The organism is Faecalibacter bovis (genome assembly GCF_017948305.1).
In the GTDB taxonomy this organism is placed as follows: Bacteria; Bacteroidota; Bacteroidia; order Flavobacteriales; family Weeksellaceae; genus Empedobacter; species Empedobacter bovis.
In genome coordinates, this window is the sequence record NZ_CP072842.1 from 655,774 (window position 1) to 668,423 (window position 12,650).

6 protein-coding genes, 2 tRNA genes and 1 rRNA gene are annotated in these 12,650 nt (G+C 33.9%); 1 reads left to right on the forward strand and 8 read right to left on the reverse strand.

Features of this window, described 5'->3' with window-relative positions:
* Positions 1 to 226: 226 nt before the first annotated feature.
* The 8 genes from J9309_RS03215 to J9309_RS03250 all read right to left on the reverse strand — a co-directional run bounded on the left by J9309_RS03215 (position 227) and on the right by J9309_RS03250 (position 11,112).
* A tRNA-Ala gene (locus J9309_RS03215) sits at positions 227 to 302 on the reverse strand.
* Positions 303 to 318: 16 nt separating this feature from the next.
* A tRNA-Ile gene (locus J9309_RS03220) sits at positions 319 to 392 on the reverse strand.
* Between the two features lie 123 nt (positions 393 to 515).
* A 16S ribosomal RNA gene (locus J9309_RS03225) occupies positions 516 to 2,034 on the reverse strand.
* Positions 2,035 to 3,030: 996 nt separating this feature from the next.
* A complete protein-coding gene (locus J9309_RS03230) occupies positions 3,031 to 6,501 on the reverse strand; it encodes a hypothetical protein (protein ID WP_230477000.1) in 3,471 nt (1,156 codons plus the stop codon).
* A 52-nt stretch (positions 6,502 to 6,553) separates the two neighbouring features.
* Entirely contained in the window at positions 6,554 to 7,270 is a 717-nt protein-coding gene (locus tag J9309_RS03235; protein WP_230477001.1) for a hypothetical protein, read from the reverse strand.
* A 211-nt stretch (positions 7,271 to 7,481) separates the two neighbouring features.
* The gene (locus J9309_RS03240) at positions 7,482 to 8,702 is read right to left on the reverse strand and encodes a bifunctional folylpolyglutamate synthase/dihydrofolate synthase (protein WP_230477002.1); all 1,221 of its coding nucleotides are present in this window, start codon (positions 8,700 to 8,702) and stop codon (positions 7,482 to 7,484) included.
* Positions 8,703 to 8,796: 94 nt separating this feature from the next.
* Complete coding sequence (gene nhaA / locus J9309_RS03245; RefSeq protein ID WP_230477003.1) at positions 8,797 to 9,954, reverse strand: Na+/H+ antiporter NhaA; 1,158 nt, start codon at positions 9,952 to 9,954, stop codon at positions 8,797 to 8,799.
* 99 nt (positions 9,955 to 10,053) lie between these two features.
* On the reverse strand, positions 10,054 to 11,112 hold the full coding sequence (locus J9309_RS03250; RefSeq protein ID WP_230477004.1) for an anhydro-N-acetylmuramic acid kinase: 1,059 nt from the start codon (positions 11,110 to 11,112) through the stop codon (positions 10,054 to 10,056).
* A 152-nt stretch (positions 11,113 to 11,264) separates the two neighbouring features.
* Here J9309_RS03250 and glyA point away from each other — a divergent pair, with 152 nt between their 5' ends.
* On the forward strand, positions 11,265 to 12,539 hold the full coding sequence (gene glyA / locus J9309_RS03255; protein WP_230477005.1) for a serine hydroxymethyltransferase: 1,275 nt from the start codon (positions 11,265 to 11,267) through the stop codon (positions 12,537 to 12,539).
* Positions 12,540 to 12,650: the final 111 nt, after the last annotated feature.

A 12,650-nucleotide genomic window follows, 5' to 3' on the forward strand; every position in this document is an offset into this window, starting at 1 on the left:
TCATATTAATGAGCGGTTATGTTAATCTTACTCGTTTTTTGTTTAATTGTATACCTTCAATGCCGAATTAAATCGTTTATTTATTTAATTCTATATTGCTTTGATTAATTTCTTAATCTCTGTTTGATTGTATGTCGTTAACAATTTTCTTGTTATCTTTTTCTAATAATGTCAATGAACTCTTCTGCTTTTCACGAAGTTCGAATTTCGAGTTTCGTTTATAGCTTGGTGGAGAATATCGGAGTCGAACCGATGACCTCTTGCGTGCAAGGCAAGCGCTCTAGCCAGCTGAGCTAATCCCCTCTTTATTTCTATTAGTAGTCTCAGGCAGACTCGAACTGCCGACCTCTACATTATCAGTGTAGCGCTCTAACCAGCTGAGCTATGAGACTCTTTAATACTCTTAAAGAGTGGTCTTTGTAATATATATCTTTGAAATCAAATCCGACAGTAAATAAAACCGAATAAAACAGTCAATCTTCTAATTTAATAGAAGAAAATTCGTCGTTCTCTAAAAATGAGATGTTCCAGCCGCACCTTCCGGTACGGCTACCTTGTTACGACTTAGCCCTAGTTACCAGTTTTACCCTAGGCAGCTCCTGTTACGGTCACCGACTTCAGGTACCCCCAGCTTCCATGGCTTGACGGGCGGTGTGTACAAGGCCCGGGAACGTATTCACCGCATCATGGCTGATATGCGATTACTAGCGATTCCAGCTTCATAGAGTCGAGTTGCAGACTCCAATCCGAACTGAGATAAGTTTTCGAGATTCGCATCTTGTTGCCAAGTAGCTGCCCTCTGTACTTACCATTGTAGCACGTGTGTAGCCCAAGACGTAAGGGCCGTGATGACTTGACGTCGTCCCCACCTTCCTCTCAACTTGCGTTGGCAGTCTCATTAGAGTCCCCGTCTTTAAACGCTGGCAACTAATGATAGGGGTTGCGCTCGTTGCAGGACTTAACCTAACACCTCACGGCACGAGCTGACGACAGCCATGCAGCACCTTGCATTCTGTCCGAAGAAATATCTGTTTCCAAATACGTCATTATGCATTTAAGCCTTGGTAAGGTTCCTCGCGTATCATCGAATTAAACCACATGCTCCACCGCTTGTGCGGGCCCCCGTCAATTCCTTTGAGTTTCATTCTTGCGAACGTACTCCCCAGGTGGGATACTTATAACTTTCGCTTAGCCACTGAATCCGAAAACCCAACAGCAAGTATCCATCGTTTACGGCGTGGACTACCAGGGTATCTAATCCTGTTCGCTCCCCACGCTTTCGTCCATCAGCGTCAGTTGAGGCTTAGTGACCTGCCTTCGCAATTGGTGTTCTGCGTAATATCTAAGCATTTCACCGCTACACTACACATTCCAGCCACTGCAACCTCACTCAAGACCAACAGTATCAATGGCAGTTCCATCGTTAAGCGATGGGCTTTCACCACTGACTTATTGGTCCGCCTACGGACCCTTTAAACCCAATAAATCCGGATAACGCTTGCACCCTCCGTATTACCGCGGCTGCTGGCACGGAGTTAGCCGGTGCTTATTCATATGGTACCTTCAGCTACTCACACGTAAGTAGGTTTATCCCCATATAAAAGAAGTTTACAACCCATAAGGCCGTCATCCTTCACGCGGGATGGCTGGATCAGGCTTCCACCCATTGTCCAATATTCCTCACTGCTGCCTCCCGTAGGAGTCTGGTCCGTGTCTCAGTACCAGTGTGGGGGTTCACCCTCTCAGGCCCCCTAAAGATCGTTGACTTGGTGAGCCGTTACCTCACCAACTATCTAATCTTACGCATGCCTATCCTACTGCGATAAATCTTTCAAGTGTCTCTGATGCCAGAATCACTGTTATAAGGTATTAATCTTCTTTTCAAAAGGCTATCCCTTTCAGTAGGGCAAGTTGCATACGCGTTACGCACCCGTGCGCCGGTCTCTCAGTAGCAAGCTACTAATACCCCTCGGCTTGCATGTGTTAAGCCTCCCGCTAGCGTTCATCCTGAGCCAGGATCAAACTCTCCATTGTAAATAAATATTGTTTGAAGCTTAACGCTTCTATGTTTTACAACTTCGAATTTCCTTTAGCTCTATTATTCAAGGATTGACCGTTAATTTATATTCGGCTTTTATTTCTTCTGTCTATATTGTAATTTCAAATGAACTTCTCGTTTCATGCAAACTTCTTTCGTTGTTTGCGGTTGCAAAGGTAAGACTTATTTTTAAACTGCAAAATAAATTTTCATTTATTTTTCTCGTTATTAATTTCGATCATTCACCTCGCGATTTCAATTTTCAATACTACTCGTCTTTCGTATTGAGAGTGCAAATATAGGGCAAGATATTTCAGCTTTCCAAATGGTTTTGTGAATTATTTTCAGTTTTATTCTTAACTGACTGAACAGAAGCGAAATATTTTTTGAAATTAATTTAGATATGTGTTTTGGTGTAGCGTTTTCTGTAGAATTAGGTAGTTTTCTATATTATGTATAGCATACTTTCATTTTTGTCTTGACACAAAACATTTGAAATTAAAAGGAGAAGCCACAGTGTGGCTTAGGTAAAATAATTACAAACAGTATAATCTTATTTATATATCAATACTTTTTTCTTGATAAAAAAGTATTCAAAAAATCAAGACTGTAAATCGTTTTTGCTAAAAAACCTCTTGGTTACGGGAATGAATTAAATCATTCGCTATCGCTCAGTAATTCATTCTTATCCTTCAACAAGTGATTTTTCTTAACGCAAACGACTTAAATGTCGGTTTTATTATAGGAAGATTAATTGATTATTACGATGCGATTCTGAAACGAGTTCAGAATGACGAAATGGAAATGAATATATAAAAACAACAATGGTAGTGATAGCCGGAATTGATTATTTTGTAATGAATGCTTCATTAAAAAGCAGACATTACGAAATACTTTGGTGAACGGACTCGCGAAACTGAGTTGCGAAGCAAGGAAGGTTTGAAAATATTAAATAAAAAAAAGGAGCACATTTCTGTACTCCTTATATTATATTAATTTAATTCTTTAGTATCAAGATTTATTACTGGGTTAACAATACTCTCTAAACAGTTTTTAAGAGATACCCTAATATACTGAGGTCCTCCAAAATTTTCTCCATTCTGTATAGTTTGAACTTTTAATAATAAAATTTGATCTGGAGCTAACTCATACAATCTTTTAATTTCATAATAAGCTTCTGTATTATTCTCATAAACTCGTTTTAAGAAATTATCTTCTAATTGTAAATCTTCTAGCTCATCGTAGCTTGTAATAGTAGAAGTTGTTCCGTCAGGATTTAATACATCTTTTTGAACTTCTTTACCCAATACAAAACTAACTTGATACTCTGTACAAGCACTTGGTTTCTTAAATTTAATAAAATCTGCCGCACATAATTCAACATTATCTGTAACATTTAGATTTCCATCGAATACTGACTGAGGAACTATTGAAACATCATGTAAATACATTTGATTACCTAGATTCGCTTGAACACCACTGAAATATCTAAATTCAACTCTGTTAAATGGTTGATTAATACCTGCAACACGGAAGCGTGGAATTGGATCTTTAAAAAGGAATAAATTTAAATTAATAACTTTAAATTGATTACTTGCAATTTCAGCTCCAACAGGTACATCATCCATATAGCGTTGTACTGTAAAATCAGCACCTAAATCTAATGACAATAAATTTGTACCTTCATTAGTCATTATAACTTCAATTTCATCTCCAGGTCGAGCAGTTCTTCTCAAATTTATATTTAATGTTTGAACATTTAAAGCCCCAACCGTTTTATTGAATATTGTATACGTTAATGGATCATCATCTACAGCCAAATAAGGATATACGACAGACGATAAAGCAGTTGCTACCCCAAGACCTGCATCCTGATTTCCCCATGACACATCACTTACATAATCATTTAATTTGATTCCCCTTTCAGAATTTTCTGGTTTTAAAACTACAATATCTTCTGGTGTTTCAGGCATTATGTAACGTAATTGATTCTCTTGAGTATTAGTTACGGGTAATTTAGCTCCTTTTACATATATAGGCTGTTGTACTGTAGGCTCATTATCTTGAATAATTCTTTCTTTTTCATAGTACGCACCATAAAGCACCGCATTATTACCTAAAGCTAATACACTTCCTAAAATTACACGAACACCTTTGTAAGGTTTAGCTACTCCGTTACCATCCGTAGGTACAAAAGAAAACTCAAATACATTATCACCAGTTAAAGCATCTAATAATGCACCTTCACCAACAGACTTAATGGCTCCAATTTGATTACCATTTTCGTCTAAACCAACAATAGTAATACCTCCTGCAACTTGAACACCTGAATATTCTTGACCAAGTTTAACCTTTAGAGGCGTACCTGCTTCAACAACATGATCGAACATTAAATTTTGCCATGTTGTACCTAAACCTAATGCTCCAAGGACAATAGATATTGTTGAATGTGTAGACATATCATTATCGTACGCATTTTCAGAATTAGCAACTAATCCTGCTAATGTTGTATACCAACTACCACTTTGAGTTGCGATAATTTTATCTGTTACTATTTTACATTTGTTTAAATCATAAACAGTAAGAGATAATGTTGCAAAAGTTTCACAATTTCCTATTACACCTTCTCCAGCTATAGATTTAGCTTTGATCGTAAAACTATAAGTACCTTCAGCTGTAAAATTAAATATATCACCAGGATTATAAATAGTTCCATCTTCACCTATAATTTGAATGATACTTGGAACCGATGTTGTAATTTCAGGAAAAACAAATTTATTTAATTCTTCATTTAAAACTAATAAACCATTTTCATCCTCAGCATCAAGAAATGTTAAAGCTCTTGTATGATAGTTACCACCGCTTAAAATAATTTCATTTTTCTGAACTTCAATTTTGATGATATTTGAAAATGCAAATCGATTTGGTCTTGTACCTTCTGGTCTTTCTTGAGCTTTTCTTCTAATCCAAACATCCTTTTTAACATTGTTAATAGTAATTTCTTTTTTACCATTACTTGTTTCTCCTTGTGCATTTCCATCTGAATCTTCGAAAGTATACCATGTTAATCCGTCATCGTAACTAACTTCCCAAGAGTATTTTAAGGCATATCTAGCTCCATTAGGAGTTACATAAGTTCCTTGACCATCAGCTTTATTATAAATCGTAAAAGAGTTTTGAATTATTTCTTCATTATCTTGATTAAATTCATCAACAAATTGACAAATAGTCGTTTCAGAAATTGTTGCGCCCGAACTATTACTTGATAATGAAACTTCTCCAGGATTTGGTAATTCTACAGTTGTTTTAGAAAATGTTAAATAAGTTTTTTGACTTTCACAACCTGCAACCGATACTTTTGTTACTGAATATTCTAGAGTTTCAGTAAAAGTCATGTCTATTGGTGTGTCAAAAGGAATTTCAACATTATTTGCATCATAAAATCTTAAAGTAGAAGGCGCATCTGTTAAACCTGAAGCTTGATAAACTGTATATGAAGCTCCTGGAGTTAATAATATAACCCCGTTATTAGATACATTGGGTTTAGAAGGAGTTTTATATATCGTATTAGAAACTCTTAAAGTTAGATCTGGATTGTCCATAGGACCAGAAGCTGTAGAATTACCATATCTTAACTCTAATCCACCTGTAATTTCATCTGAAAAATTCAAAGAAGAAAAATTCAATTCAAAAATTACAACTTCATCTTTTGCAAATGTTTTCTCCTTTACATAACCAATCAATCCAGTAAAACTCATATTTCCAGAAATAACATTAAGTGAATTAACATTAATATTATCCCCATTGAATTTTATTTTCTTTCCTCCAAATGTTGCTGTTGCAGATTCTTCATCAATTGTGATTTCTCTACCAGAAACATTCTTTAAAGTATATCTTACTTTTTTAGTATTCGCATTACCAGTAAAACAAGATTCTAAAACCTCAGATTCTAATGTAAAAATTGAACTTACAGCATTAGAAACAGTACCATTATCAATAGTAATATTAGCCGTACTACACACTCCTAATAAATTACAAATTGTATATTGTAATGGACCGGCAATTCTGTTGGCTGCATTTGCTATTACTAAGTCTCCAGTTTCTGTGTCAATAGAGTAACCTAACGGCCAGTTTCCTGTTGTAGATATACGAGCATTCTTATTTACACCCGACAATATGATGCTTCCAATATTACCATCTATTGAATCATCAGAAATTAGTGATGATCTTTTAACTGAATAGTTAATTACATTATCATTTGCCTGAATAATATCTACCAAAGAATTCTTATTCCAAATATCATTAACTATAGAAGTAAAATCAAAAAATTCTGTTTTAAATAAACTTTGAATTTTATGATATGAATTTGATGAAATACCTCCATCATTAGCACTTGCAAATACCATTTGGAAGAATCCAAAAAGTATCAGTATTGTATATTTTAATTTATTTATGAATTTCATTTGTATTAATTTTAATTAAACAATTCAATCTTTTAAACAATAGTTTAAAGTATTATTTAACTTTTAATACAACATTCATAAACGATCCATTTCTAATAATAGCGTCTGGTTTTACTTTGTAAGAAACCTTACCATCTGGTAATAAAATGATTGATTCTTTATCAAAAACTGTTTCATCAATATAAGTGATAAAGTAATCGTATTGATTTGCATCTAAAACAAAACCTGTTAAGTTAGATGATTCTGAACTTGATTTTACCGGTGTACCAAATTGTTTGTTGAACAAGCTATATAAATTAACTGTATAAACACCATTGCTATATGAATATCCAGATGTACCATCAGCTGAAATTTTAGTATCAGTAGCTAATGTTGGTAATAAAACAGAAGGCATATAGAAAAATTCTGGCTTAGCGTATTCTGCACCTAATTTCACCCAATATCCTTTTACTTCTGTTGTAGAATTTGCAGTATCTAAAACAAAGTAATAAAATCCTTCTGAATCTACATTTTTTGTTTGATTAATTTGCTCTCCTGTTGTAGAATTATTTACATAAATTAAAGTAGATGGAGCAACTTGTGTCATGCTTTGAGCTCTTGCTCTATCCACGCGTGGAATTAAAACCCCATCAACATCAGTAGATGTTCCTGAAGTATTTTTTGCTACAATATCTAATGTAGCTTTTGGAGTATCAGTTCCAACCCCAACCTGCGCGAATAAACTTGCGCTTGACATAGCTAATGCTAGACCTAGTAAATATCTTTTCATAAAAACCTATTAATTAAACCGGCACAAAGGTACTTTAAAAAAATATACAAATATTCCTTTATGGATAAAAAAAACAATTTTTACAGATTTTAACTACATGATAAATAATGTTTTAACATCAAATCAAACACATAACAATATGCTATATAAGATGTTAAATTCAGACTAAAATATCCTTTAATTAAAATTATTTTTTAAAAAAAAAATAACGCTAAATAACTTCTGCAACAACAAATGTGCTTCCACCTACATATATCATATCGTTAGAAGCTGCGGCATGTTTTGCTGCTTGTAAAGCTTTGTCGACAGATTCAAAATATTGAACATTATTTAAATTTGAAGGAACTATATTACGCAATTCGACAATAGGAAGTTTTCGAGGAACATCAGGTTCACAAAAATAATAAATAGCATTTTTTGGAAAGAATGAAAGACTTTCCTTCACATCTTTATCATTTACAAAACCTAAAACTAAATGTAGATGATTAAATTCATGTTGCTTGATTTGATTCGCTATTTCTAATAATCCATGTGGATTATGAGCAGTATCTGCAACAATTAAAGGTTCATGTGCTAAAATATCCCAACGTCCTCTCAAATTTGTGTTTTTTACAGCATTTAAAAGTCCATCAGAAATATTGTTTTCAGTAATTTCCCAACCTTGATGTTTTAACTCTTCAATTGCTGTTAAAACAGTTCGCCTGTTCTTTACTTGATAAGAACCTATTAAATCTGAAGGTAGATCTTGAAAATGTTTATCTTCAGCAAACACAATTTTCGAATGACGCTCAGTAGCTAAATCAGAGAATACTTTTTTAGTTTCCATAGTTGTTTCTCCAATAACCACAGGTTTATTAGGTTTGATAATACCTCCTTTTTCAAAAGCAATTAATTCTAATGTGTCACCTAAAAACTGAGTATGCTCTAACGCAATGTTCGTAATCACTGATAATTCTGGTAAGATGATATTTGTAGAATCTAATCGTCCACCTAAACCTGTTTCGATTACTGCAATATCAACTTGCTGTTGCGCAAAATATTCAAAACTCATTGCAATAGCTATCTCGAAAAAAGATGCGCCTTGTGCTAAAATTTTTTGTTCGTGTTGATGAACAAAATCAATTACAAATTCTTCTTCGCACATTACACCATTCATACGAATACGCTCGCGAAAATCTTTTAAATGTGGCGATGTTGTTAATCCAACTTTATATCCAGCTTCATGAAGAATAGAAGCCAACATATGAGACGTACTTCCTTTTCCGTTTGTTCCTGCAACATGAATTGATTTAAACTTTTTCTGAGGATTACCTAAATATTCACATAATTCTGTAATATTCGTCAGATCTTTTTTCATTGCTGATGCGCCTACACGCTGAAACATTGGTAAATTAGAAAATAACCAATCGATGGTTTCTTGATACGTTCTCATTTGTTCAAAATTTACACGAAGATACGCAGGTATAAAATAAAAGTCGATTTCTTCCGAAGAAAAAATCGACCTTGATTATATATTTAGATTATTCTTAATCAGAAAAATCTTGTCTTTTAGTTAATGTCATTTTCAAGTAAAAGAATCCTAATAACGCTGCTGTAACAGATGCTACTAAAATCATCAATTTAGCTTCGTTTACATATTGTGGATCACTAAATGCTAGCATCGACACGAAAATAGACATGGTAAATCCAATACCTGCTAGTAAACCTGCCCCAAAAACACGTTTAAAATTTACAGCTGTTGGTAATTCACATAACCCTAATTTAACTGCTATGAAACTTGCTAAGGTTACACCAATTGGCTTTCCTACAACTAATCCTAAGAAAATACCTGCTGCTAATGGAAAACTAAAGTGCGAGAACCCATCTCCATCAATTGTAATTGCTGTATTTGCTAATGCAAATATTGGTAATATTAAAAATGCGACTGGTAGATGTAATGCATGTTCTACTTTAGCACATAAAGATTTCGTTTGATCTTTTTCGAAAGGAATAGTAAACGCAACTAAAACCCCTGCAATTGTAGCATGAATCCCCGAATGTAACATAAACCACCACACTGCAATTCCTCCAATAATATAAGGAATGATAGATTTTACTTTAAATTTATTTAAAGCGAACAATCCTGCTAAAATTCCCATTGCTAATCCAAATTGAGTAATATCAAACGGTAATTCTGGATTTGGATAAAATAGCGCGATAACCAATATTGCTCCCAAATCATCGATAACAGCTAATGCGGTTAAGAATATTTTTAAAGACATCGGAACTCGCTTTCCTAACATGGTAATAACAGCGATTGCAAACGCAATATCAGTTGCCATTGGTATTCCGAATCCATTGATTGTATCTGTACCATAATTTAACGCAGCAAATATTCCTGCTGGTACAAGCATACCTCCTATTGCAGCAAAAATGGGTAATATTGCCTTTTTTAAACTTGACAATTCGCCAATCATCATTTCACGTTTCAGCTCTAATCCAATTAAGAAAAAGAAAATTGCCATCAGACCATCATTCACCCAATGTGCTAAAGAATGTCCAAATAAGTCAATATGCCACATATGTTGATAAGATTCGGCAAACATTGAATTGGCTACTATTAATGAAAAAATTGTACAGAAAATTAAAGTGATTCCACCAGAAGTTTGACTGTGTAGAAATCGTTGAAATAGTTTAGAAACCATCTTATTTTAAATTGTAATTTGGGTAAATATAATGAACATAAAATTTCTTTCCCAAAAAGTTAGCTTTAGAAGTCCTAAATATTAACTGTCATTTAAGGATTAGATTGCTTCATAAATAATTCCTGAAGAATGATCTTTTATTGCACCAGTTACAGATGTTAAACAGTTAACCTGATTTAAAAATCTTTTGTATCCTAAAAATGCAAAAATCAAAGCTTCTTTAAAATCGATTAAATCATCATTAGGAATAATTAATTCGGTACTTGATTTTTGTTTTAATAAACTGATTAAGAATTCATTTCTAACGCCTCCACCAGTTATTAACACCTTGTTGATATCGTAATTATCGAACACCAATTTTAATTGATAAACCATGTGATCAACACAGCTAATCAGCTTATCTTCAATAGAAATATCATACTTTTCAACAATTGTTAAAAACTCTGTTTCTACCCATTCAAAACCTAATGATTTAGGATAAGATTGAAGATAGAAATTCAATTGATTTAATTCTTCAACTAATCTTTGGTTTACTTTTCCTTTCGAAGCATTTTCTCCATTTTTATCATAATCCAATCCCAATTGATTCGCATAAAAATTTAAAACAATATTAATCGGACAAACATCAAATGCAATTCGTTTTCCATCACGATTCATTGAAATATTAGAAAATCCACCCAAATTTAGACACGCATCGTATTGATTAAATAATAATTCATCACCTATCGGAACCAAAGGCGCACCTTGCCCACCTAAGATAACGTCTTGCGTTCGGAAATCACAAATTACACGTTGCTGACATTTGGAAGAAATTGCAGCTCCATTTCCGATTTGTAACGTAAAATTTTTATTGGGTTGATGAAAAATAGTTTGTCCATGTGATGCGACAAAATCCAAATGTTCAATTTGATGTTTATCTACAAACAATTTGACTTGCTCGCCTAAATAATAACCAAACTGAACATCCAATTCGCACAATTGCATAGCCGACATTTGATACGCATTTTTCAATTGATTTTTCATTACTGAAGAATAAACGATTCCTTCGGTTTGCAAAATTTCAAACGAAGTATCAGAATCAAATCGAACGTAACAAATATCTAATCCGTCTAACGAAGTTCCGGACATTAAACCAATGCAGTAAATAGGATTTTTCATATTGTAAAAATACTTTATTTCCATCAAGTGAAACAATGAAATAAAAATGTTGAAAAGTTAGTGGATATTTTTATCCGCTGGCTAAATGAATGATTTAGAAAATCAATCATAAAACCTTATATTTGAACATATAATTTTACAAACAAATTAAAATGGCTCAAGACATTATCTTCGACTTAATTGAAGACGAAAAAGAAAGACAATTAAACGGAATTGAATTAATCGCATCTGAAAACTTTGTATCAGAAAATGTAATGCGTGCGATGGGTTCTGTTTTAACAAATAAATACGCTGAGGGTTACCCAGGAAAAAGATATTACGGAGGTTGTGAAGTTGTAGATCAAATCGAAACTATTGCAATTGAAAGAATCAAAGCTTTATTTAATGCAGAATATGCAAACGTACAACCACACTCTGGTTCTCAAGCAAACGCTGCTGTTTATTTAGCTTGTTTAAAACCTGGAGATAAAATCTTAGGATTTGACTTATCGCACGGTGGTCACTTAACTCACGGTTCTCCAGTAAACTTCTCAGGTATGACTTACCAAACATCTTTCTACGGTGTAGATAAAGAAACTGGTCGTATTGATTACGAAGCAATGGCTGAAACTGCTCGTGCTGAAAAACCTCAATTAATTATTTGTGGCGCTTCTGCTTATTCTCGTGATATTGATTACGCAAAATTCCGTGAAGTTGCTGACGAAGTTGGTGCTTTATTATTAGCTGACGTTTCTCACCCTGCTGGTTTAATCGCTCGTGGAATTTTAAATGATCCAATGCCTCACTGTCACATTGTAACAACAACTACACACAAAACGTTACGTGGACCTCGTGGTGGAGTTATTTTGATGGGGAAAGATTTTGAAAATCCTTGGGGACACAAAACTCCAAAAGGTGAAGTAAAAATGATGTCTCAAATCTTAAACGCTGCTGTTTTCCCAGGAACACAAGGTGGACCATTAGAGCACGTGATTGGAGCAAAAGCTGTTGCTTTCGAAGAGGCTTTATCTGATGGTTATATGGAATACATTTTACAAGTTGTTAAAAATGCAAAAGCATTAGCTGCTGCGTTAGTTGCTAAAGGTTACGATATCGTTTCTGGAGGTACAGACAACCACTGTATGTTGATTGATTTACGTAATAAAGGTATTTCTGGTAAACAAGCTGAAAACGCATTAGTAGAAGCTGAAATTACTTGTAACAAGAATATGGTTCCTTTCGATGATAAATCACCTTTCGTAACTTCTGGTATCCGTTTAGGAACTGCTGCTGTAACGACTCGTGGATTAGTTGAAAGCGATATGCTAACAATTGCAGATTTAATTGACGAAGTATTAATGAATATCGGAAATGAAGAAATCATGGATGAAGTTGCTGGTAAAGTAAACGATTTTATGGCTGATCGTCCATTATTCCAAATGAATTAATTAGATACTAGAAACTAGTAGTTATATATTAGAAAGTCCTGAACGTTGTTCAGGACTTTTTTATTTAATCATGTTAACAATCAAACACAAAAAAAGCAACCTCTAATTGAG

Excerpts from the sequence above, each read along its gene's own strand:
- glyA (WP_230477005.1), top strand. The coding sequence starts at position 11,265 with ATGGCTCAAGACATTATCTTCGACTTAATTGAAGACGAAAAAGAAAGA.
- J9309_RS03240 (WP_230477002.1), bottom strand. The coding sequence starts at position 8,702 with ATGAGAACGTATCAAGAAACCATCGATTGGTTATTTTCTAATTTACCA.
- nhaA (WP_230477003.1), bottom strand. The coding sequence starts at position 9,954 with ATGGTTTCTAAACTATTTCAACGATTTCTACACAGTCAAACTTCTGGT.
- J9309_RS03230 (WP_230477000.1), bottom strand. The coding sequence starts at position 6,501 with ATGAAATTCATAAATAAATTAAAATATACAATACTGATACTTTTTGGA.
- J9309_RS03235 (WP_230477001.1), bottom strand. The coding sequence starts at position 7,270 with ATGAAAAGATATTTACTAGGTCTAGCATTAGCTATGTCAAGCGCAAGT.
- J9309_RS03250 (WP_230477004.1), bottom strand. The coding sequence starts at position 11,112 with ATGAAAAATCCTATTTACTGCATTGGTTTAATGTCCGGAACTTCGTTA.